This window comes from uncultured Maribacter sp., from assembly GCF_963974015.1.
Classification (GTDB): Bacteria; Bacteroidota; Bacteroidia; order Flavobacteriales; family Flavobacteriaceae; genus Maribacter.
Map to the genome: position 1 here is coordinate 1 of NZ_CAXBBZ010000014.1, position 24,752 is coordinate 24,752.

The 24,752-nt window shown below is 37.0% G+C and carries 16 protein-coding genes and 1 tRNA gene; 8 read left to right on the forward strand and 9 right to left on the reverse strand.

The window, feature by feature from the left end; all coding sequences use genetic code 11:
* Positions 1 to 678: 678 nt before the first annotated feature.
* Entirely contained in the window at positions 679 to 1,554 is an 876-nt protein-coding gene (rimK, locus tag AACZ41_RS14590) for a 30S ribosomal protein S6--L-glutamate ligase (RefSeq protein ID WP_339629285.1), read from the forward strand.
* Between the two features lie 407 nt (positions 1,555 to 1,961).
* Here rimK and AACZ41_RS14595 read toward each other — a convergent pair whose 3' ends face one another.
* Positions 1,962 to 2,837, reverse strand: coding sequence for a hypothetical protein (locus AACZ41_RS14595; protein ID WP_339629286.1), 876 nt, complete (start codon positions 2,835 to 2,837; stop codon positions 1,962 to 1,964).
* Between the two features lie 146 nt (positions 2,838 to 2,983).
* On the opposite strand from AACZ41_RS14595, the gene AACZ41_RS14600 reads away from it, so the two are divergent.
* The 3 genes from AACZ41_RS14600 (at position 2,984) to dnaE (AACZ41_RS14610) (ending at position 8,985) form a co-directional block, all read left to right on the forward strand.
* Complete coding sequence (locus AACZ41_RS14600; RefSeq protein WP_339629287.1) at positions 2,984 to 4,381, forward strand: ADP-ribosylglycohydrolase family protein; 1,398 nt, start codon at positions 2,984 to 2,986, stop codon at positions 4,379 to 4,381.
* Positions 4,382 to 4,472: 91 nt separating this feature from the next.
* Positions 4,473 to 5,687 carry a DNA polymerase IV gene (gene dinB, locus AACZ41_RS14605; protein ID WP_339629288.1) on the forward strand — a complete coding sequence of 405 codons (1,215 nt, stop codon included), beginning with the start codon at positions 4,473 to 4,475 and terminating at the stop codon, positions 5,685 to 5,687.
* 256 nt (positions 5,688 to 5,943) lie between these two features.
* Positions 5,944 to 8,985 carry a DNA polymerase III subunit alpha gene (dnaE, locus tag AACZ41_RS14610; protein ID WP_339629289.1) on the forward strand — a complete coding sequence of 1,014 codons (3,042 nt, stop codon included), beginning with the start codon at positions 5,944 to 5,946 and terminating at the stop codon, positions 8,983 to 8,985.
* A 258-nt stretch (positions 8,986 to 9,243) separates the two neighbouring features.
* Here dnaE (AACZ41_RS14610) and AACZ41_RS14615 read toward each other — a convergent pair whose 3' ends face one another.
* Positions 9,244 to 10,875 carry a carboxylesterase family protein gene (locus AACZ41_RS14615; RefSeq protein WP_339629290.1) on the reverse strand — a complete coding sequence of 544 codons (1,632 nt, stop codon included), beginning with the start codon at positions 10,873 to 10,875 and terminating at the stop codon, positions 9,244 to 9,246.
* Between the two features lie 189 nt (positions 10,876 to 11,064).
* Between AACZ41_RS14615 and AACZ41_RS14620 the strand changes: the two genes are divergently transcribed.
* A complete protein-coding gene (locus tag AACZ41_RS14620; RefSeq protein ID WP_339629292.1) occupies positions 11,065 to 12,087 on the forward strand; it encodes a nucleoside hydrolase in 1,023 nt (340 codons plus the stop codon).
* On the opposite strand, the gene AACZ41_RS14625 is transcribed toward AACZ41_RS14620, so the two are convergent.
* On the reverse strand, positions 12,084 to 13,064 hold the full coding sequence (locus AACZ41_RS14625) for a Gfo/Idh/MocA family oxidoreductase (protein WP_339629293.1): 981 nt from the start codon (positions 13,062 to 13,064) through the stop codon (positions 12,084 to 12,086). The two genes, AACZ41_RS14620 and AACZ41_RS14625, sit on opposite strands and share 4 nt — an antisense overlap.
* A gap of 42 nt (positions 13,065 to 13,106) precedes the next feature.
* Positions 13,107 to 14,786, reverse strand: a complete 1,680-nt coding sequence (locus AACZ41_RS14630; protein WP_339629294.1) for a sulfatase — start codon at positions 14,784 to 14,786, stop codon at positions 13,107 to 13,109.
* Positions 14,787 to 15,006: 220 nt separating this feature from the next.
* On the opposite strand from AACZ41_RS14630, the gene AACZ41_RS14635 reads away from it, so the two are divergent.
* Positions 15,007 to 15,879, forward strand: coding sequence for a DUF808 domain-containing protein (locus AACZ41_RS14635; protein ID WP_339629295.1), 873 nt, complete (start codon positions 15,007 to 15,009; stop codon positions 15,877 to 15,879).
* Positions 15,880 to 16,015: 136 nt separating this feature from the next.
* Here AACZ41_RS14635 and AACZ41_RS14640 read toward each other — a convergent pair.
* The 4 genes from AACZ41_RS14640 to dnaE (AACZ41_RS14655) form a co-directional block, all read right to left on the reverse strand.
* Positions 16,016 to 16,089, reverse strand: a tRNA-Asp gene (locus AACZ41_RS14640).
* Positions 16,090 to 16,161: 72 nt separating this feature from the next.
* Positions 16,162 to 17,091 carry a DUF58 domain-containing protein gene (locus AACZ41_RS14645; RefSeq protein ID WP_339629296.1) on the reverse strand — a complete coding sequence of 310 codons (930 nt, stop codon included), beginning with the start codon at positions 17,089 to 17,091 and terminating at the stop codon, positions 16,162 to 16,164.
* Between the two features lie 124 nt (positions 17,092 to 17,215).
* Positions 17,216 to 17,533: a thioredoxin gene (gene trxA, locus AACZ41_RS14650; protein WP_027065108.1), complete on the reverse strand. Its 318-nt coding sequence runs from the start codon at positions 17,531 to 17,533 to the stop codon at positions 17,216 to 17,218.
* 236 nt (positions 17,534 to 17,769) lie between these two features.
* Positions 17,770 to 22,155: a DNA polymerase III subunit alpha gene (gene dnaE, locus AACZ41_RS14655; protein ID WP_339629304.1), complete on the reverse strand. Its 4,386-nt coding sequence runs from the start codon at positions 22,153 to 22,155 to the stop codon at positions 17,770 to 17,772.
* Between the two features lie 399 nt (positions 22,156 to 22,554).
* On the opposite strand from dnaE (AACZ41_RS14655), the gene AACZ41_RS14660 reads away from it, so the two are divergent.
* Together AACZ41_RS14660 and rimM are read left to right on the forward strand one after the other, a co-directional pair.
* A complete protein-coding gene (locus AACZ41_RS14660) occupies positions 22,555 to 23,142 on the forward strand; it encodes a 30S ribosomal protein S16 (RefSeq protein WP_339629306.1) in 588 nt (195 codons plus the stop codon).
* A gap of 13 nt (positions 23,143 to 23,155) precedes the next feature.
* Positions 23,156 to 23,683, forward strand: coding sequence for a ribosome maturation factor RimM (rimM, locus tag AACZ41_RS14665; protein ID WP_339629308.1), 528 nt, complete (start codon positions 23,156 to 23,158; stop codon positions 23,681 to 23,683).
* On the opposite strand, the gene AACZ41_RS14670 is transcribed toward rimM, so the two are convergent.
* Positions 23,680 to 24,726: a sugar phosphate isomerase/epimerase gene (locus AACZ41_RS14670; protein WP_339629309.1), complete on the reverse strand. Its 1,047-nt coding sequence runs from the start codon at positions 24,724 to 24,726 to the stop codon at positions 23,680 to 23,682. The genes rimM and AACZ41_RS14670 overlap by 4 nt on opposite strands.
* Positions 24,727 to 24,752: the final 26 nt, after the last annotated feature.

Sequence of the window (24,752 nt, forward strand, 5' to 3'; positions counted from 1 at the left end):
ATATCAATTGACATTATATAAAATTAAATATATGTTAATCAGTTGATTATAATATAACTTACGGAAATTTGGTAGTAAATACGCTGGATTCAAAATCCAGTTCTTCGGAGTGCGGGTTCGATTCCCGCCTCGAGTACATAAAAAAACCGTAACAATCTAATTATTAGAATGTTACGGTTTTATTTTTTTTATGAGGATGTTTTTAGCGGTCTTGCCATAGGTTTTTCAGTAACAGATAGTTTTAAAGTGGTTTTTCCTTTGAGCGATATTAATTTTGAAGCAGATCGATTGTTCAGGGAAAATTCCAGCACCATTCTATTTTCTAAAAGATGTGCATTTATATAATCGTTAAAAATTTATTTGGAATATATGGCCTTAAAGGATTTTGGGGCATAAAGGGTGATTTCCTCCTGTATAAGGGTCAATTATAATGGCAATTTTTTATTGATGGCATTTAAAAAGGACCATCATTAAGTAACTTTTGAATAAATGGGTGTATATATTTAATAACTCATAATAAAGATTAACTTGGCGATTACTTGTCTTAAAATTTACCTGGTCTTGGACCTCTAGGCTAGTTCTGAAGTATTTTGATTAAAGTATTTTTTCAAATTTTAAGTGTCGCAATGCTAATTTTAATTCAAATAAATAACCTAAATAAAGCAAAAAAAAAGTAATATGAAGATTGTAGTTTTATCACAAAATCCAAACTTATATTCTACCAAGAGATTAGTCGAAGCCGGAGAGAAAAAGGGGCACGAAATGGTTGTTATAGATCATACCAAGTGTAATTTGGTTATTGAAAAGAAAAAACCAAGTATTATTTATAAAGGGCAGGAAATTACTGATGTAGACGGCGTTATTCCTAGAATTGGGGCTTCTGTGACTTTTTTCGGTACAGCCGTTGTAAGACAGTTTGAAATGATGAAGGTTTTTACCGCAACAGAATCTCAAGCATTGGTTAGATCTAGAGATAAACTTAGAAGCCTACAGATATTGTCTAGAGCAGGTTTAGGGCTGCCAAAAACCGTTTTTAGTAATTACTCTAAAGACGTTAGTCAAATTGTAGAACGTGTAGGGGGGGCTCCGTTAGTTATTAAATTATTGGAAGGAACTCAAGGTTTAGGAGTAGTATTGGCAGATAATCAAAATTCAGCAGAGTCTATTTTAGAAGCATTTAATGGTCTACAAGCTCGTGTAATAGTACAAGAATTTATAAAAGAAGCGAAAGGGGCGGATGTAAGGGTTTTTATTGTTGACGGAGTAGTAGTGGGTGCTATGAAGAGGCAAGGAAAAGAAGGTGAGTTTAGGTCTAATCTCCATAGAGGTGGTAGTGCGAATATTATAGAATTAACTGATGAAGAGGAAAATGCCGCACTTAAGGCGGCAAGGGCTATGGGCTTAGGAATTGCCGGGGTAGATTTACTGCAGTCAACGCGTGGTCCTCTAATATTAGAAGTAAATTCTTCGCCAGGTTTGGAAGGTATAGAAAATGCAACTGGCAAAAATATTGCAAATCACATTATTAGGTATGTTGAAAGAAATGCCGAATAATAATGTTAAAATAATTGGTAATTAGAAGAAGAAGTATTCCTATTACACCATTTTTTAATAGGAAAATTAAAAAACAAAAAAGCCAGAATATTAATATTCTGGCTTTTTTGTTTTTTTACGTTAATCAATACCATACCCATGAGTACAACTTAGGCATTTATACGTATTTTGGCAGGAAGGGAAATAGCAATTAGCTATCGTCTTAAAAAAGACGAGCTTAATAAAACATACCGTATCATCCTCAAAGACTTTGCTAAAGTAAATATCGGACTATTTGTAAGTATTTTGATAACCTATTTAATTCCGTTTCTAAAAACGTAGGCACTAGTGTACAATTGTAAATTTATGTTATTAGTTCTTTAACAACTGGAGATGCCATGCCCATGCCCATGAGTTATGAGATTGTATTACTTGACACTAATCAATACAGCTTCACAACTTTGAAGGTCTGAGTTAAGAACAATATTCTCAGATTTTTTACCATCTGATATTTCAACTGAGACGGTGTTAGGTGGTGAGTCCCCTAAATTGTGTGCATAAAGAAACAGGTCATTAGATTTTTTAGGGTCTAATTTTACTTTAAATTCTTTTTTCCAGTATGTTAAATAATATTTAGAAACTACGGATACACCATTGAGGTATATAGAAACAATATCGCCATCTTGTCTACCATGATCCCAAATCTTTATAATTATATTTTCTGAATCGAAATGTAATTCCTTGGTGTATGATATTTTCCTACCCTCAAAAGTTTCTCTTAAGACCGGTTTCTTTTCAGTTGGGGTTACTTCTGTATTTTTAGGAGCAATTGCTTTTTTAGTTCTTGATTTTTTCTCACTTAGGACTGAGCTGGTATTCGCTAATTGTTGTTTTTTCTTTCGCTCATCAGATGCCGCATTGGTTATGGTAAAGAAGGGGGTCACTCTTTTGGCTATCTTATATTTATCGTCTGGAAACAATTCTATGGCAACAACTTGATATCGACTGCCAGAGCCAATATTCTTAGCAAGCTCAATACCTTCTTGAAAGCCATCATTTTTAAAAGTCCCTAATTCTTGAACGACCATTTCATTTCGTACCAGAAAAAAACGGATAGTTTTACTTGTGTCAATATTTATGGTGTTCCATTCTAAAGTAATTTTATCAGGAATGTTCCAATTTGTACCTGTATCGGGTTTGGTAAGGTTGATTACAGAATTTTCATTGTCCAGATTATTTTGTCCAAATAAAGTTGCAGTAAAAAAACATAAAAACGATATAATTATAAAATGGATTTGGCGCATAATTTAAGTCTTGTTTCAAAGATAGTATTTAACCTTAACATCCTAATAGTGCTTTGGCAGATTGCAATTTACTTGGTATTTATTGATAGAAACTATAATCAGATTATATTATTTACTTAGCTTTATTGTGTATGAAATTATCCATTATGATATTATATTTAAATAGATTTTCAAGAAAAATTACGCATTACTTTTTAGGATTATTAATAGTAATTTCTGCAATTTCCTGTAAGGATAAAATGGGTTCTACAGGAAAAATGTCACACGATATAGTACAAGATTCTTTGTTGGATTATAAATCCTATCAACCAAAAAGCACTGATATTACAATCTCGAGATCAGCATACAAGAATAAATTATATGGTTTTTGGTTGGGCCAATGTATTGCCAATTGGACAGGCTTGATTACCGAAATGGATAAAATTGGAATTCCCAATAGTGAGGGTAAAGGAGAAGGTTTTTATACTCGTGATAACTGGGGTAAACCCGACCAGCCTAATTTATGGAATTCAAATAATTATTCTAAGACAATTGATTTTTTATACGCTGAGGTAGACAGTATCTGGGGTGCAGATGATGATACGGATATTGAATATATCTATCAAGAGTTGCTTTATAAAAATAAGACATCACTTTTATCAGGTGAAATGATTAGGTCCGGATGGTTAAAGCATATTAAAAAAGAAGAAGAAAACTATTTGTGGGTTTCCAATCAGCAAGCGCTTGATTTAATGGAGGAAGGTATGCTGCCGCCAGAAACAGGATTGCCCGAAAATAATCCATTTTATGAAATGATCGATGCCCAACTGACTACCGAAATATTTGGTTTTTTCGCTCCCACACGCTCAGATGTAGCACTGAAAATGGCGCATTTACCTATACAAACGGTAGCTAGAAAAAATGCAGAGTGGATTTCTAATTTTAATGTAGTCATGTATGCTCTGGCCTCTTTGGCAGATGATGATAAACCAATTAAAGTGAATCTAGATTGGATGGCTGCAGAAGCCCGTAAACAATTGCCCAATGATTCATACTCGGCTAAAATGTTCGATTTTGTAAAAGGTGAATATGAATCAGGAGCTACATGGGAAGAAGCTAGAGATGCATTACATGAGAAATATCAAATTCGTCAAGAAGACGGGTATTTATGGGCTACAAAAGATAAGACCTGTAATGGTTGTTTTGCGGCAGGTATTAATTTTGGGGCAAGTATTGTTAGCTTATTATATGGGGAAGGCGATATAAAGCAAACTATTAAAATTGGAGCATTATGTGGATGGGATTCTGATAATCCTACCGCTACGTGGGGCGGGTTATTAGGTTTTATGTTAGGCAAAGAAGGGGTTGAAAAGGCTTTTGATAGAAAGTTTGCCGAAAAATTCAACATACACCGTACTAGAATCGGTTTTCCAAACGATGGGATAGATGATTTTGACCATATGGCTACAAAAGGAATCTATATCATTGATAGGGTAGTGCAAGAAGAGATCGGTGGTGGGGTTGACTTAAATAAAGATGTTTGGTACATACCTCAAGAAAATTGAATAAAATATTAAGATGTTAAATATTGGAATAAATCCTAATAATTGGAAATAATCCATAATTTAGCTATCCCGATTTTTTAGAGGGGTAGTTATGAGCAAGACCATACTTCATATAGATTTAGATACATTTTATGTGTCCGTAGAGCGACTCAACAATCGCGAGTTGCAGAACAAACCTTTGTTGGTAGGCGGTACGGGAGACCGTGGTATAGTGGCGGCATGCAGTTATGAAACCCGTGGATTTGGAGTACATTCTGGTATGCCTATGAAAATGGCGCGTGAACTATGTCCCGAAGCTTTTGTAATTCGTGGTAATGCGGGGGAGTACAGCAAACACTCAGATGTGGTGACCGAAATCATCAAAGAATATGTACCCGTATTCGAAAAATCAAGTATCGATGAGTTTTATGCTGACCTCTCTGGTATGGACCGCTTTTTTGGCTGCTACCAGTACGCTTCAGAAATGCGAAAGAAGATTATTAGAGAAACGGGACTCCCAATTTCTTTCGGTTTATCGGCTAACAAGGTCGTTTCTAAAGTGGCCACCAATGAAGCAAAACCTAATAATCAACTGAAAATAGATGAAGGGCTTGAGAAACCTTTTTTAGCGCCCCTTTCTATTAAAAAGATTCCAATGGTAGGTGACAAAACCTATCAGACGTTGCGAAATCTTGGGTTACGGCAAGTGCGCACCGTACAAGAAATGCCCATGGAGGTTATGCAGCGGGTACTGGGCGCCAATGGGGGAGTGATTTGGAAAAGGGCTAATGGTATAGATAATACGCCCGTAATTCCCTTCTGTGAGCGAAAATCGATTTCAACCGAACGTACATTTGATAAGGATACTATTGATATAAACAGACTTAGAGGTATTCTCATTGCCATGACCGAGAACCTAGCATACCAATTACGACGTGGAGAGAAACTTACCGCTTGTATATCGGTTAAAATCAGATATTCGGATTTTAATACCTATTCAAAACAATTGCGTATACCCTATACCAGTGCAGATCATATTTTGATTCCCAAGATTTTAGACCTGTTCAAGAATTTATATAACCGCAGGTTATTGGTACGATTGATAGGCATACGTTTTAGTCATTTGGTTACTGGTAACTATCAAATCAATCTATTTGATGATACTGAAGAAATTCTAAGCCTATATAATGCAATGGATGAAATTCGCAAACGCTACGGAGATAAGAGTGTGCTACGGGCGTCGGGCATGGGAGCAAAGACCATTGGCAGAATGCATAATCCTTTTAACGGACTGCCGCCTGTTGTGCTAGCTCACAGGAAATTATAAGTCCTTTAGCCCCAAAAGGGTGGAATAAAATAGAGTGTGTTGCGCATTGCGCCCAAAGAAAAGCCTCGGAATGACGCCTTCTATTCACTGAGCGTAGCCGAAGTGAGTATTGGGAGTTAGAGAAGAGGAAAATAGAAAAGAAAGGCATCGCGAATAGCGGACAGCGCACCAAGCCCAGCACTAAGTGTGAAAAACCATCAACCGACAATCAAAAAATAGCGCGCAGCGCAAAACCCGAACAACGAACAACAAAAAAGTGTACCTAAACTGCCATACATATTATAGCCTTCGCTACGGTACCTTTTCGGAACTGGAGCTTTTGCAACTGGCAAAGGAGCATCACGTAAAGCAATTGGCATTAACGGATATCAACAATACTTCTGCCTGTTTAAATTTTGTTCGTAAGGCTTCTGAATATAGTGTTCGACCTATTTTGGGCATCGATTTTAGAAATGGGGTAGAACCTTGTTTTGTAGGTATTGCAAAGAATAATGAGGGGTTTTTAGAACTCAATGATTTTTTATCGCATCACATTCATCAGAGAAATAAAATTCCCGAAATAGCTCCGAAGTTTGAACATGCATATGTTATTTATCCCTTTGAGAAAGTGCTTCAGAATGAAAAGAAAAGCTTTGCTGAAAATGAGTTTATAGGAGTTTCTGTCAACGAACTAAAACGACTTCGCTTTTCAAAATTATTAGAGCAACGCGATAAAATAGTACTGTTGCAACCCGTAACATTCAGGAACAAGCGCGATTTTAATGCGCACCGATTATTACGTGCCATTGACAATAACACCTTGCTCAGCATGCTATCGGTTACGGAACAGGCGAGTGAAGATGAAAAGATGTATTCCATCCCTAATCTGGCGGCACATTTTTCTGAACATAGTTTTATTCTAGAAAATACACAGCGGTTGATGGATTCTTGCGCTATACATTTTGATTTTTCTGAAGGTAGAAAACCACAGAATCTTCAGACCTATTTAAAAACAAAGGAAGAGGATGAAGTGTTTCTTGAGAAATTGTGTCAAGAAGGTTTGCCATATCGATATCCAGAAGTAGACCAGCCAGTTTTAGAGCGTTTGGCAAAAGAACTCTTCCTTATTAAAAAAATGGGTTTTGTCTCTTACTTTCTCATCAATTGGGATATTATTTCGCATGCACGTAAGCAGAATTTTTTTTACGTTGGGCGTGGCAGTGGTGCCAATAGTATCGTAGCCTATTTACTTTTTATTACCGATGTGGATCCTATGGAGCTTGACCTCTATTTTGAGCGATTTATTAATCTGTACCGCGTGAATCCACCAGATTTCGATATTGATTTTTCCCATAGGGATAGGCCCGTAATGACCGAATATATTTTTAATCGATTTGAGAATGTAGCCCTGTTAGGTACCTATGTTACGTTTCAATCGCGGGGAGTTATTCGTGAATTGGGTAAGGTGTTCGGTCTTCCTAAAGATGAAATCGATTTGCTTTGCGATGGTAATGTTCAAGCAAGTCGTTTAGATAATATTTCGACCCTAGTGTTAAAATATACGCAGTTGCTACACGGCATGCCCAATTACCTGAGCATACATGCCGGCGGAATTTTAATTACCGAAAAACCCATTCACTGGTTTTCGGCTACGAATATGCCACCAAAAGGATTTCCGACCACACAGTTCGATATGATTATTGCGGAGGATGTCGGTATTTTTAAGTTCGATATTCTTGCCCAAAGGGGATTATCTAAAATAAAGGAAACCTTGGATATTTTGGAACGCGACCGCCCAGAAGAATTCGCCAAGTTCGATATTCATGATATCAAGGCATTTAAAAAAGACCCTAAAATCAATAATATGGTTAAAATGGCGCAATGTATGGGGTGTTTTTATGTAGAATCGCCCGCTATGCGTATGCTATTGAAAAAATTAGAGGTGGATACCTACTTAGGGCTGGTGGCGGCAAGTTCCATAATTCGCCCGGGAGTGTCTAAAAGCGGAATGATGCGCGAGTATATTCTGCGCCATCGTAATAAAGGCAGGGCAGAGGAGTTAGCGCACCCGGTGATGCTAGAGATTATGCCAGAAACTTACGGAGTAATGGTGTATCAAGAAGATGTCATTAAAGTAGCACATCATTTTGCGGATCTTGATTTGGGCGAAGCCGATGTGTTGAGACGCGGTATGAGCGGTAAGTTCCGGTCTCGCGAAGAGTTTCAAAAAGTGCAGGATAAGTTCATGGATAACTGCAGAAAGAAGGGTTATGAGGAAAAACTTATTGAAGAAATTTGGGACCAAGTGGCTAGTTTTGCTGGTTATGCCTTTGCTAAGGGCCACTCCGCTTCGTATGCAGTTGAAAGTTATCAGAGTTTATTTTTACGTGCTTATTATCCGTTAGAATATATGGTGGCAGTACTTAATAATGGAGGCGGATTTTATAGGCCTGAGTTTTATGTACATGAAGCCCGAATGTTAGGTGCCACCATACATCCGCCTTGTGTAAACAAGAGTTATGCTGGTAACCGTATTTATGGAAAAGAACTGTATTTAGGCTTAGGCTATTTACGTGAATTGGAAGAACGTGTTATGGAGCGCATTCTAAAGGAGCGATTTCTTAACGGAAGCTTTATTTCTTTAGAAGATTTTCTTGATCGGTTAATTATTTCCATAGAGCAGGTGAGTATTTTGATCCGTATCGATGCGTTCAGATTTACAGAAGCCAATAAACACGAGTTGTTATGGAAAGCACATCTCTTTTTGAACAAAACAAAAAAGATAGACCACCCGAAACTGTTTGCGCCACGGCATCAACACTTTGAAATACCTTCATTGTACAGTACCGATTTAGAGGTTGCTTTTACGCAACTGGAGTTGCTCGGGTTTAGTTTATGTAGCCCCTTCGAACTCTTGTCAGAACCGCTATTGAATAGCACGGGCAGTAAAGATTTTGAACGATACCTGAATAAAAACATCGATATCTATGGTTATTTAGTAACCGTAAAACGTACTAAAACACATACGAATAAGGCGATGTATTTTGCAACGCTAATAGACCAACAGGGTCAAGTTTTTGACACCGTATTGTTTCCGCCAGTAGCTGCTAAATATATGTTTAGAGGTAGGGGTATTTACCGATTTTATGGTAAGGTGGTAAGTGAATTCGGCTTTTTAAGCATAGAGGTTATCAAACTACAAAAACAAGATTTTGTTCAAGACCCAAGGTATGCCGATATGAAAACCAGCGCCAAAGTTTTTGACCAAAAGAAAACGAATGACCAAGAAGAAAATAGACTAGGAAATCTGCTTGTTTAAAAAGCGTCAAGTACATATCCTAATATCCAGAATAATATAAGGAATACGAATAAAGTGCCTATACATCCGCATTTTCCGCCTCCAATTTTTTTTGCGCCGTACCAGGCACCAATAATTTGAATTAGTTTTTTCATGGGAGCAATTTACAGGTTTTGGTGGTTACATTTAAAACAAAATATAACTCAAAAAACATAATTGGTATTGGATTCCTTTTTTAAGAACCTCAATACCAATTATCAAAAATCATATAACTATCCTTTAATTCTTTTTGTAAGCCTTATCCAAAAACTCATAACGGGCATCATTCTCGGCTTCGATTAATTTGCTTTCTGTATCGATAACCATGACAGAAGGGCTACCATCTTTTGGTTCTGCGGCTTCCCAATTTGGTAAACCTTCTCCATTCGGATTTCCAGCTTTAATGAAATTAGCGAAATAAGTCATCATGTCTTTAGAGACCTTAAAGTCATCTGCAGTCCAAGCATAGTCTTTTACCAGGTGTAAATTTCCCATGCAGTATTCAATTTCACAAGCATGTGGCGCTCCAACTGTTTTTGGCATTGGTGGTGCATCAGACACTTTTTCTACTGTTCCGCCAGCTAAACCTGAAGCAAGTGTGTTATCTACAAGTTCAGGTCTTATTTTGCTATATAAATAACGATAGACAGGTTGGTCGCTATTTTTTCTATGAAGATCAAACCATTTCCAGGTACTGTACGATATAAATCTATCAGATGATAAAGCGGTAGCAGATACTTCTATTTCTTTTTCGGATCCATGTGGATACAATTCTAATACCTTGGCATATTCTTTAGGATAAGCTTCTTTTACCTTGTTTACATAATTTTCTTCTGTATAAGGACCTTGGGTAAATGCCATTCCGGGTATTTCGGCAGAATTCCAACCAAGTAATAAGGGCACCATGGCCTGTTCTTTGCTTTCGAATATCTCTGGAAGTGTTTTAGGTAGGAAATAACCATCTAACACAGCCGGAAATCCAAATCTTTTAGAACTATTATATAGTTCATAAACTTCCCGGGTACTCAATTTTCTCAATTCCGCAAGTGTTGGGTAGCCTATGCTTTTTGCAAATTCTAATCCAGTATTTTCAGCTTCTTTCAAAGTAACCGGTGACATTGTTGGATTGATTGAAGCACCACTTTCCCCTATTGCACCAGCAATAAGATTTTTTGATAAAGGCGAAGCCATTTGTTGGCTTACACCTATCGACCCAGCCGATTCACCAGCGATGGTGACTTTGTTTGGGTCGCCGCCAAAAGCAGCAATGTTCTTATTCACCCACTTAAGCGCTGCATTTTGGTCCAATAAACCATAATTTCCGGATGCTTTATAAGAGGCCTCTGCGCTTAATTCTGGATGCGCTAAAAAACCAAAAATGTTTAAACGATAGTTGGTAGTAACCACTACGATACCTTCTTTGGCCATGCTTTCACCATCATACCGTGGCTCAGATGCATCACCGGCAACATTTCCGCCACCGAAAAAGTATACCAGTACTGGTAAATCTTTCATATCCATATTTGTTGGAGTCCAAACATTTAAATAAAGGCAATCTTCACTAACTCCATTTGACCTAGACTTCATATCTCCAAAAACCATGGTTTGCATCGGTCGTGGGCCAAATGATTTTGTTTCCTTTATACCATTCCAGTTATCTAACGGTTGTGGAGCTTTCCAACGAAGTTCGCCTACCGGTGGTTTGGCAAATGGAATTCCGAAATAACGCTGAATACCATTATGGGTATCATAGTTACCTTCTATAGTTCCGTTTTCAATTTTTACTTGAACGGGAAAAGAGTTGGTCTCTTGCGCTGGAGAGTAAGTACTAGATAAGATTAGTGTGAATAGTAGAATTTGAATGTTTTTCATTTGAATAAATTTTCTATTGTCTCAATATGTTACAATAATACATTTATTATTTTAAATATTTGACCATCTGTTAATAAAAAACAATCTTTTAGATGTGCGTATTCTTCTTTTGTTTTATAGTGCAACATTCTGGTTAGAAGAATATATTATCTATAAAAAAACCTAAATTTAGGTGCTAATCTGAATCTTATGAAATCGATATTCTTTTGCTTCCTTATGACTTTTTCGACCTTAAGTTTTTCGCAACAAGTTGGTTTGTCAGAATTAAACGAATTGGTAAAACCGCGTATGCGGGTGATTATAGATAATGATTTAGGCGGTGATCCAGACGGACTTTTTCAATTAGCGCATCATTTAATGTCTCCATCCGTAGAAATACGCGGAGTTATTGCTTCTCATTTATATGAACAAGGTTTTGGGGCCCCAGGAACTTCTCAGTATGCGAAAGAGAAGGCGCTAGAGATACTAAAAATTTTAAAGTTGGAAAACTCAATACCAATCTATACTGACAAAAGTGAAAGTATGACTGATGTTAAGAAACCGATAGATAGTGATGCTGTGCAGGCAATTATAAAAGAGGCATTGCGAACCGATACCGATTTACCACTTTATGTTGTTTGTGGTGGTGGGTTGACCAATATAGCAAGCGCTTATATGTTAGAACCTAATATTGCAGATAAGATTACTCTAGTTTGGATCGGTGGACCAGAATATATGGACATTGCTATACCACCACCAGGATTTACCACGTTAGAATACAATTTGGGTATAGATATTAAAGCTGCTCAGGTCATATTCAACACCTCCAACATTAAGTTATGGCAAGTGCCTAGAAATGTATATAGGCAACCGATAATGTCTGACGCAGAACTATTAACACGAGTTAAAGGTAAGGGTCAATTAGGTAATCATTTATATGGTGTAATGGCAGAAGCTTTCGGTAAATTGAATAAATGGAATATACCAATTGGTGAAGTCTATATTTATGGCGATAATCCATTAGTGTTATTAACGGCTATTCAATCTTCATTTGAACCAGATCCTTCATCAAGTACTTATGTGGTTAAACAAGCACCAAAAGTGAATGATGCAGGCGTTTATGAAACCAATTTGGAAGGGCGGAATATTAGGGTCTATCAACAGTTGGATAATCGATTGTTGTTTGAAGATTTTTTTGCTAAACTAGAGTTGTTGTCATCACAAGAAAATTAACTGGTTCGTCCACTCAACTTCTCTAAAGTATCCATGACCAATAAACCATCTTTTGCAGGGCAAGGATTTTCCCCTTTACCTAGAAAATAAGCTACGGTAGCCTTTATCATAGGTTCTTGAACATGTTTTGGGTTATGAAACGAAAAGGTTTCTATTCCTTCGGTAGTGGTTAGTATAACCTCGCTACCAAAAAAGGAAAACTCGATGTTGCCCTCTGTACCATAAATGGTGCATTGGTCTTTTTCATTTAAGGCAGTGGTATTGAAACTCCAAAGACCACGAAACTGAACTCCATTTTTAAAGGATATAATGCCATTAACGACATCTTCAACTTTACTGTCTGGATGTGATGAATGAGAGAAACCAGCAGTACGTTGTATAGGACCAAAATAATGAATCATCAAATCTATTTGATGTGGTGCTAGATCATAGAAATAACCACCCCCGGAAACGGCAGGATTCACTCTCCAATTATCTTCTGAATCGGTAAAAATTTGAGATTTTTTAGATTGTAGTATTTGAATATCGGCATGAGTAATTTGACCTATTTTATTTTGATTTAAAAGATCTTTTACTTTTAAAAAAGCAGGTAGTTCTCTTCTGTAATGTGCAACTGTAAGTTTACTATTACCTTTTTTTAACGCATCACATATTTGTTTGGCCTGTGCAACATTTAAAGTCATCGGTTTTTCGAGATACACGTGTTTACCCGAATGAATCACCTCTAAGGCATATTCTAAATGAGTAGATGGGGGAGTGGCAATATAAACAGCATTTATGTCTTTGTTATTTAAAATATCGTTAGCATTGGTAGTCCAATGAGGAACATGGTGTCTTTCAGCAAAATTCATGGCTTTTTCGGCATCTCGTCGCATGACCGCTACTAAATGGGAGTTCTCTACCTTCTGAAAAGCGGGGCCGCTTTTTACTTCTGCAACATTGCCACAGCCAATTATACCCCAATTAATTATCTTCATAGATTACAAAAACTAAGTTGTAGGGTTGAAATAAAATACAAATTAATTTTTGTTCGTTTTTCTCTTCTCAATAATTTCCTCTAGCTTCTTTTTATTGACTCCGAAAATCCCATTTTGCTCTACATCGTCCATAAAGGTATTTATGTATTTTTGGTTTAATTCATCACTGTCACCATACTTTTTTCTTACTTCTACCAACTCTTTATGCAGTTTTTCTTTAATCGAAGCATAAGAAGGGTTGTCATATTCATTCGTTAATTCTTTAGGGTCTTTTAATCGGTCTATCAATTCCCAATGATCCAAGTCAAAATAGTAATGAATTAATTTGTATTCTTTGGTGATAATAGCATAATGCCTGTTAACCATATGTTCTGCTGGATATTCGTAATAATGATAGTAAACAGCTTCACGATTCCAGTCTTCCATTTTACCGGTAAGAATAGGCATTAGGCTTTCCCCTTGCATGTCCGTTGGTTGTTCTATACCGGCTGCATCTAAAAATGTTTGTGCGAAATCTAAATTCTGAACCATTTCATCTGATGTTGTGCCAGGCTTTACTTTGTTGGGCCATGCAACTAAAAGTGGAGTTTTAAACGATTCATCATAAACAAAACGCTTATCGAACCAACCATGCTCCCCTAAATAGAAGCCTTGATCAGAGGTGTAAACGATGATGGTATTTTCCATTAAATCATTTTCTTCTAAATAATCTATAACCCTACCTACGTTTTCATCGACCGATTTAATGGTGCCTAGATAATCTTGCATATAGCGTTGGTATCTCCATTTCATTTTGTCTTCATCGCTGAGCGAAGGGTAGTTGGTTTTAAAATCTTCATTTATTTTATTGTACTGAGCTCTAAATTTGGCCATTTGCTCAGCATCCATCCGACCAACCGAATTTTCAAATCTTAGTTTATCGATGCCTATTTCTGGCTCGTTCATTTCATCGATAGTTTCAGGGTAAATTTTATTATCCCCTGTCCAACTTAAATGTTTTAGTATACTCATTTCAGCCTCTGCCGCTGCTGGGCGACCCTCATAAGTGTCGAACAGTGTTGCTGGTTCTGGAAAGGTTTTATTCGTGAATTCTTCCATATGGCGCTCGGCCATTAACCAAGAACGGTGTGGTGCTTTGTGTAAATACATTAATAAAAAAGGATCTTCTGGTTTACGTTCGGTCTTTAGCCAGTTTAAAGTCATATCGGTTATGATATCTGTTACATATCCTTTTACATTGATTTCACCTTCATTTTTTGTAATGAAATCTGGATTGTAATAGGCACCCTGACCTGGTAGAATTTTGAATTGGTCAAATCCTTTAGGGTTATTTCCAAAGTGGAGTTTTCCGAACATTGCTGTTTGGTAGCCTGCCTTTTGAAGAATCTGTGGGAAGGTCACATTGGTGGTATCAAATGGAAAATGATTGTCAATTTTACCATTGATGTGAGAATGCTTTCCAGTAAGAATTACGGCTCTAGAGGGTGCGCAAATCGAATTGGTGACACTTGCATTGGTAAACAGCATTCCCATTTTTGCAATGCGATCTATATTCGGTGTTTCAATCAAACTATTGTCGTATGCAGAAATTGCCTGATATGCATGGTCGTCAGACATTATAAAAACAATGTTAGGTCTAGTTTGTGGAATTTCTTCTTTTTTAGGGTTGCATCCTATGAATAGAATAGAAGTAATTCCTAGTAGATATATGAAATTTTTCATAAAAGGTCTTGGTTGTTTAATTAGAAAATCAAGATACATAAAATAGGGCAATCTTTATCGCGTCTTATTTTTTGATATGAAAAGTTTTTTGGATTGATATTAGAAATTTCTACAATCAAAATATAGCAAGACTCTATAAATGGGTCTTGAGTTACCATTTGTGTGGATAGAATTCTAAATTATGATTTGGATAAATTATTTTTGACCAAAATATAGAAAAATGGCTTCAGGATTTTTTGCGATTTTAGATGATGTAGCAGCATTATTAGATGATGTTGCGGCAATGAGTAAAATTGCAACTAAAAAAACAGCAGGTATACTTGGCGATGATTTAGCGGTAAATGCTGAGAAAGCATCTGGTTTTGTTTCTAAACGTGAGCTACCTGTGTTGTGGGCCATTACTAAAGGGTCTCTTCTCAATAAAATTATAATTCTACCAATAGCTTTTTTATTAAGTGCATTTTTGCCTTGGGCAGTTACGGTGATATTGGTATTGGGCGGAGTCTATCTTGCTTTTGAAGGTGCCGAGAAAATCTATGAATTTTTTGTACCTCATGAGCATGCTCATGCTAGTGCTGATATGGAAGATATTGGTGCGGAAGAAATCTTGGAAATGGAAAAGACAAAGGTAAAATCAGCTATTGTGACCGATTTTATTCTGAGTATAGAAATTGTAATCATAGCTTTAGGCGCAGTGATTAAAGAACCTTTAGTAACTCAAATTGCTGTGGTGTCTGTCGTAGCATTATTAGCAACGGTAGGTGTTTACGGTATTGTGGCGCTTATAGTGCGAATGGATGAATTCGGATTTAGATTAATCAACATTAACAAAGAAGAGAATAGTGTCTCCGATAAAATAGGGCACTTTTTTGTTAATGCGCTACCTAAGGTGATTAAAGCACTTTCGATAATCGGGACAATTGCCTTGTTACTCGTCTCTGGTGGTATTTTTGTTCATAACATTGATTTTTTTCATCATCTTTTACCTAATGTACCAGGTATACTTGTTGAGTTCGGTGTAGGCTTGGTTGTCGGGTTTGCCGCACTACTATTATTTGTGGCCTTTAAGAAGGTATTTTTTAAAACCACTTAGAATTAAGTTGTTTTTCACAAAGTGATTTATATATATCGTAAGGATGTATAGTTACTTTTTTAGTCATGCTAGTTGGTGCTATTCCAAAGAAATCTTTATAAACGAAAAAAGCTCTCAATTTCTTGAGAGCTTCTTGCGGTCTGGACGGGACTCGAACCCGCGACCCCCTGCGTGACAGGCAGGTATTCTAACCAACTGAACTACCAGACCGTAGCGTTTAGCGAGTGCAAATATATGTTGTTTATTGAATTGCACAAACATTTTATTGAAATATTTTTTATGCTAAAGAAATTTATTTCGCTCAACTAAGAACGTGTTGAGAACTGTCGAGAAATCACTTTGAATATCAATATCCACATATTTGATTTTATATTGAGCGCATTTCATCTTAATATCAGCGATATAGGTGCTTATTTGTTCATGGTATGCATCTTTGATATTGTCTGCATAAAGGTCTAAATGCTCACCTGTTTCAACATCAACAAATCGTTTTGGAGTATTTTCAAAATTGAAAAATAATTCGTGTTGCTTGTCCATGGGATGAAAAAGGACGACATCATGCTTATTATATTTCAAATGACGAAGTGCTTCGAACAGTTCTGCGTCATCTTTTTCGGTTTGAAACATGTCGGTAAACAAGAATATTAGGCTACGACGTTTTATATTTTCTGCAATTTGATGTAGATAAGTATAGGTCTTAGTTTCTTTTGGTGGATTCTTTATTTTACCGATCTCACTTAATTGAGCCAATAACATTTGAAAATGGCGCTCACTACCCTTTTCTGGGGCATAGTAATTATAACTATCTGAATAGATACTTAAGCCAACCGCATCTCGCTGCCTTTTAAGCACGTTCATCAAAGCTGCTATAGCTAGTACACTAAATCCAATTTTATTTAATGAATCGATACTTAGATTTTCAACTTCGGGATAATACATAGATGCAGAATTATCTAAAATCATGTGACATCTGAGGTTGGTTTCTTCCTCGTACCGCTTTGTATACAGTTTATCGGTCTTTGCAAATAGTTTCCAATCGATATGCTTGGTGCTTTCCCCGTTATTGTAGATTTTATGTTCTGCGAATTCTGCAGAAAACCCATGAAACGGACTTCTGTGTATACCACTAATAAACCCTTCTACTACTTGATTGGCAAGAAGTTCAAGATTAGAGAATAATGATGATTTATTTAATTCTGATTGTAGGTTCACGAGATTAAAGATAGTAATTGCCCCCTACCTTCCAAAGGTTGAACTGCTAAGATTTAGGTAAAAAAAAAGAGGATGACTTGTTAGACATCCTCTTTTTAAGAAAATTATATTTTATATGAACAGCTTATAAAGCGGCGTCAATAGCATCTGTGTACACTTTTTTAGGTGAAACACCTACTTGTCTACTTACAATTTCACCATCTTTAAACACCAATACAGTTGGTATATTACGTACTCCGTATTTTGCAGCGAATTCTTGATTTGCATCAACATCTACTTTACCTACAACAGCTTTGCCATCGTATTCAGTGCTAACTTCGTCAATAATAGGACCGACCATTCTACAAGGGCCGCACCATGCTGCCCAAAAATCTACTACTACTGGTTTATCGCTTTTTAAAACTACCTCGTCAAAAGTAGCATCTGTTATTTCTAATGCCATCTTATTTACTTTTATTGATTATGCAAATTTAGTCAATTATTCTTCCGATTCCTTATGAGGTCACGATTCGTTTTACCTATAAAGGTATCAAGCTAATTTATCAATTTATCTAGCTAGTTTTCACCTATCCTCAGCTAAATTTAAGTCATAATATAGTTATTTGCTTAGTATTAATAAAACTATGTTGTTAATGATAAAATGACTGAGTAAAGTATAGTTGTTAAAATTGAGCTTATTTAATTCAATTTGTAATGTACATTTTGCTCTTCAAGTTGATTTAATAATTCAGTTGATATTTGCACTTTTTGTCTTCTGCTCGATAAATTAACCTTTATTTTTTCTTCCATCTCATACACGATAAAATTAATAGGATGCTCTCCTTTATGATTTACAAGCGTGTCTTTTAGCTGTAATACTTTGTTTTCCTGTAATTCGGAGATGTCTAATTTAATGGTCAATTTTCGTGCATAGGTTTCCATAACCTCTTGCAGCATCATAAAACTGTTGAATTGCATTCTTGGGTCACCTTTTTTGCCTGTTTCTTTATTTGTCCATCCCTCACGAACGAATAGCTTCACATAAGCGAAAGAATTGATCATAAGAAAATGGCGAAATTTTAAATATTCTTCCCCAAAAATCCGAAATTCAAAAGAGTCGGTATAATCTTCCATGGTAAATGCCGCCCAGCCTTTTCCATTTTTAGAGACTCTATGTTGAACATCGGTTATAACGCCAGCAAAGGTAAGTTCTCTGTTCACATAACTCGGTAAATCGTTAGCACAGGCAACATTGGCATTACAGAAAGACTTTATTTCCGTTTTAAAATCATCTAACGGATGGCCAGAAATGTAGATGCCTACTACCTCTTTTTCCCTACGCAATTTTTCCATCGTTCCCCATTCTTCGCAAGGTGGCACCATTGGTTCTGGAATCTGCACTTCACTTGCATCGCCAAATAAACTTACTTGAGCTGAGTTTTCGTTTTCTTGAAATTTGGCTCCGTATTTGATAACCTTTTCCAAGAAGGTGATTCCATCTCCCTCATCGTGAAAATATTGTGCTCTATGTGAGGTGCCAAATGAATCGAAACCACCGGCAACGGCTAAATTTTCAAATGCTTTTTTATTTGCTGCGCGAAGGTCTATACGTTTGGTAAGGTCAAATACCGATTTAAAAGAACCATCTTCTTGACGATTTTTAACGATGGTCTCTACAGCTGAACGCCCAACACCTTTTACGGCACCCATACCAAAACGAACTGCTCCTTGTTTGTTTACTGCAAATTTGTAATAGGATTCATTAACATCTGGCCCGAGAACATCTAAGCCCATACGCTTACATTCCTCCATAAAGAATGTTACTTGCTTAATATCGTTCATGTTATTGCTCAATACAGCTGCCATATATTCGGCAGGGTAGTGGGCCTTTAAATAGGCGGTCTGATAAGCGATATATGCATAGCAGGTAGAGTGACTTTTATTGAAGGCGTAGGCAGCAAAAGCTTCCCAATCTTTCCAAATTTTTTCTAATACTTCCCTCGGATGTCCTTTTTTCTCTCCACCATCTAAAAACTGAGGTTTTAATTTTTGTAGTAAGGCAAATATCTTTTTACCCATCGCTTTACGTAAAACATCGGCATCACCTTTAGAGAAGCCTGCCAGTTTTTGCGACAAAAGCATCACTTGCTCTTGATATACGGTTATCCCGTAGGTTTCCTTAAGATATTCTTCCATGTCTGGAAGGTCATATGCGATTTCTTCACTTCCGTTTTTACGCGCAATGAAACTGGGGATATATTCCATTGGGCCAGGGCGATACAAGGCGTTCATGGCAATAAGGTCATCAAAAACGGAAGGCTTTAAATCCTTCATGTGTTTTTGCATTCCGGGCGATTCATATTGAAAAACCCCTACCGTTTCTCCTCGTTGGAAAAGTGCATAGGTCTTTTCATCGTCCAACGGAAAATCATCGGGCACCAAATCAATATCATGTTTTGCCTTTACAATTTTTACGGTATCCTTGATTAAGGTCAAGGTTTTTAATCCTAAGAAATCCATTTTCAGCAAGCCAGCGCTTTCAACAACGGAGTTATCGAATTGGGTTACGTATAAATCGGAATCTTTGGCCGTGGCAACGGGTACGAAATCGGTAATATCACTTGGGGTAATAATTACCCCACAGGCATGTATACCGGTATTACGCACAGAACCTTCTAAAATTCTGGCCATTTTTAGGGTCTGGCCTTCTAGGTCATCACCATCGTGAATGTTTAAAAGCTGATGTATTTTTTCTAAATCATCGGCCCTAAATTTCTTCTTTAAATCTGCTTCACTTTGTCCAAAAATTTTGCTCAATTTGGACATGGTAGGAATCAACTTGGCAATTCTATCGGAATCGCTCAAGGGTAAATCAAGTACACGCGCCGTATCTCTAATAGAAGATTTAGCGGCCATGGTACCATAGGTGATAATCTGCGCTACTTGGTTAGCGCCATATTTATTGATTACGTAGTCCATAACCCTGCTACGGCCTTCGTCATCAAAATCAATATCGATATCGGGCATGGACACACGATCCGGATTCAAGAAACGCTCAAAAAGTAAATCGTACTTTAAGGGGTCAATGTTGGTAATGGTCAAGCAATAGGCAACCACAGATCCCGCTGCAGAACCACGACCTGGACCAACGGAGACATCCATATTTCGTGCTTCACGAATAAAATCTTCCGTAATTAAAAAGTATCCAGGATATCCTGAATTTCGAATCGTATCCAATTCAAAATCGATACGTTCCCTTATTTCCGGTGTTATTTCAGTATATCGTTTCTTGGCACCTTCATAAGTGATATATCTTAAATATGCATTTTCACCACGATTACCTCCGTCTAAAGTATCCTCAGGATCTTTGTATTCTTCTGGGATATCAAAAACGGGTAAGAGTACATCACGAGCCAATTCATAGGGTTCGATCTTATCAAGAATTTCCGATATGTTTAAAATAGCATCGGGCAGATCTTTAAAGAGATCTTTCATCTCATTTTGAGACTTGAAATAGTACTCTTGATTCGGTAAGCCGTATCTGTATCCTCTTCCACGACCAATTGGTGTAGCTTGTTTTTCTCCGTCTTTTACGCAGAGTAGAACATCATGTGCATTGGCATCTTCTTTGGCGCAATAATAGGTGTTGTTCGTCGCAACCAGTTTTACCTCGTGTTTTTTGGCAAATTCAAGTAATACTTTATTGACTCTTTCTTCATCTTCCTGGCCATGGCGCATCAATTCCATATACAGGTCGTTACCAAATTCCTGTTTCCACCATATAAGTGCTTCTTCTGCTTGATGTTCACCAACGTTCAATACTTTACCGGGTACTTCGCCATATAAATTACCGGTCAATACAATGATATCTTCTTTATATTGTTGAATCACTTTTTTATCGATACGAGGTACATAGTAAAATCCGTCCGTGTAAGCGATAGAAGACATCTTGGCCAAATTGTGATATCCCTTTTTGTTCTTGGCGAGTAGTACTATTTGGTATCCGTAATCTTTAACGCTTTTATTCTTGTGATCTTCACAGACAAAGAATTCGCAACCTATAATTGGTTTTACTTCTTTTGCCGTAGGTTCCTCACCTTTTTCAACTGCCTCTGCATTTTTGGTCTGGACAGATTTGTTATAGGCGCCTATTTCCTTTACGAAATGGAATGCGCCCATCATATTGGCGTGATCCGTAATGGCTACAGCTGGCATTTCTGCATCACCAGCGGCTTTTACTAAATCTTTTACGGCAATGGTAGATTGTAATACCGAAAACTGTGAGTGGTTATGAAGATGGGTAAAGGTCGCATCTTCTAAGGTCTTTATATTTTCTTTTAACTCTTCTTTAGAGACACCACCAGTATCTTTCGCCCAAAGGGCATCCGCAATTTTCTTAGAAGCTTTTTTAAGGTTGATATGCTTAAGGCCGATGAGTTCAATTTCCTTCGGATTAGCTTCCGAGAAATTTTTGAAATAATCATGTTGAACATCTAATTGCTCGGTAGTGTATTGTTGTTTTCTGACCAATTCCAAAAAACACCGGGTTGTAGCCTCAACATCTGCCGTTGCATTGTGCGCTTCCCCAAAAGGCTCACCGAATAAATACTGATGTAATTCTGTAAGGGTCGGCAATTTGAATTTACCGCCACGACCACCAGGTATTTGACACAATTTGGCTGTATATTCTGTACAGGTATCTAAAACAGGAAGTTCTTGTAATGGATTTTCAACACTCAACCGATGAAATTCTGCACCCATAATGTTGAGGTCGAACTTTACATTCTGCCCAACAATAAATTTAGTTTTGGACATTGCGATATTGAACTTCTCCAATACTTCTGCTAACGGAATACCTTTTTGTTCTGCCAACTCGGTCGAGATACCGTGAATTTGTTCTGCATCAAAAGGAATGGTGTACCCGTCTGGTTTCACTAAATAATCTTGATGCTCTATTAGCTTACCCATGTCATCATGCAATTGCCAAGCAATCTGTATGCAACGTGGCCAATTGTCCGTGTCAGTAAAAGGAGCATTCCAATTTTTAGGAAGACCGGTGGTTTCGGTATCAAAGATGAGGTACATAGCGAATATTATGAGAGTTCAATACGGCCAGTTCAGTAGCCTAAAAAGTGCCTATAAAATTACTAAAAAGTAAGGTGTCGGGAAAGGGGAGTTACTAGGAGTTATTAACTAAAGAAATCGATTCTATGACTATGGTTTTATTTTTTTAATGTATACCAGAGTTTATAAAGCTTATTGATGAAATTAAGCAAATGATAAGAAGTGCTAGTTTATGTTCGATAAATGAGCGATTCCTCTCATTTATTTACTGGATTTAAATAATGAAGTTGATTGCTATTCAAAAAACTGTAAATCTTGATTGTGTATTAATTAAAATCAGGTATATTTGCACCCGCTTAAGAGTAAGTTAAATAAAAGAATTAATAATCAAGGGTCGGGCACCCTACAAATTAATGTGATATGCCAGTAAAAATTAGATTACAAAGACACGGTAAAAAAGGAAAACCATTCTATTGGGTAGTTGCTGCAGATGCAAGAGCTAAAAGAGATGGTAAATTCTTAGAGAAATTAGGTATCTACAATCCTAATACAAACCCTGCAACAATTGAACTTGATATTGATAGTTCGGTAAAATGGTTGCAAAACGGTGCACAACCGACAGATACTGCAAAAGCTATTCTTTCTTATAGAGGTGTACTTTTAAAGCATCATTTATTAGGTGGTGTTCGCAAAGGTGCTTTAACAGAAGAGCAAGCTGAAGAAAAATTCAATACCTGGGTTTCTGAAAAAGAACAAGCTATCGCTGATAAAGTAGGTGGTTTAGATAAAGTTAAAGCTGACGCTAGAGCTGCTGCATTAAAAGCAGAGAAAGAAGTAAACGATAAGCGTGCCGCTGAAGCTGCCGCTGCATTACTTCCTGAAGTTCCAGAAGGCGAAAGCGCTGAAGCTGAGGTAGAAGCTGTTGAAGCTGCTGGTGAGCCAGAACAAGTTGTTGAAGCTGCAGATGCAACTCCAGAAGCTCCTGCTGCTGAAGAAGATAAAGCATAATTTATAAGAAACGATGCAAAAGGAAGATTGTTTCTACCTAGGTAATATCGTTTCAAAATATAGTTTCAAAGGTGAGGTGCTAGTAAAACTAGATACCGATGACCCCGAGATATACGAAAACATGGAATCAGTATTCGTTTCTTTAGGAAACAATCTGGTTCCATTTTTTATTAAAAGATGTCGCCTTCATAAATCTAATCTACTTCGTATAGATTTTGAAGAAGTAAAATCAGAATCTGATGCAGATCGCATTATGAAAGCTGGTCTCTATCTACCATTAACAAAATTACCAGAACTAACAGGGAATAAATTTTATTATCATGAGGTAATAGGGTTCACGGTTATAGATTCTGTGCATGGTAATATTGGCTTCATAGAAAGTGTAAACGATACTACTGCACAAGCTTTGTTCGAAATACAAAAAGAGGACAAACAATTGTTGATTCCTATTAACGATGATATTGTCACTAAGATAGATCGTGAAAACAATACGGTTTTCGTTAAAACACCTGAAGGTTTGGTGGATTTGTATCTTTCTTAACTTTCTAAAGCTTTTTTAGCATAGGTTAGACATTTTTTAACCTCTTGTACCGCATCGGATCCTTCTGGAATATCATATTCTAATTCAATAGTTGCCGGAAATGCATATTTATTGTCTCTCATTAATTTTAGGACTTCAACAATAGGCGTGTCACCGGTTCCCCATAGTACATTGCCTTTATCATGTTCAGGAGTTTGCCTATCTTTTATATGCATACTCTTGATATGGCTATGTTTTTCCCTTACAACTTCTAAAGGCGCTTCGTTTCCTGCAGCTACAAAATGGCCTAAATCTAGATTTAAAGCATTGTGGCTAGATTGCTCCAAAGCTGTATCCCAAAAGGTTGGAGTTTGCTGTTCATGACCATGGTATGCTACAAAAACATCATGTTTTTCAGCCATTTGACCCAATTTCAACGTGTGTGCGTCATCACTAGGGTGTTCTAAAGTTACGTGGCTAGCACCTAAAGCTTTAGCTGTTTTCATACCCCAATTGATTTCTTCGTCAGTATTGTCCTTTCCAAAGGCATTTGGCTTAAAAGCATAAATGCTAACACCGGCATCATTATACATTTTACGAAGCGCGATAAACTTGTTCATCGAGACGGTTGCACGCCAGTTAGCGACGGTCTTATTATATTCTTCTAATTTTGCCTGCATTCCCATAAATGTCTTTTCCTCCTCATCATTCAGTTCGCTGTTCCTTTTACGTCTCATTAGACCATAAAAAGATCTTCTATCTACCGGATTTTCTGGTTTTCCTGCATATTGTTCTGCAGGGTCGCCCATAAGTTCTACTGCATTTATTCCGCTATCTAAAATATACTGCAATGTAGCTTCTGCGCTTTGGTCTGGCATACTTCTAAAAGAGTAGGTGATAACACCTAGTTGAACGCCGTTTATCTTAGAATTAAGTTGTGGTGTGAAACTCATAAAACCAGATGCTCCAAAAACTGAAGGGCCTAATAGGGTAGTACCGGCAATTAGTGCTGTTGATTTTTTAAGAAAAGACCTTCGTTGTTGAATTGATTTTTTTGTTTTCATGATGATAGGTTTTTGTAACGTAAAAA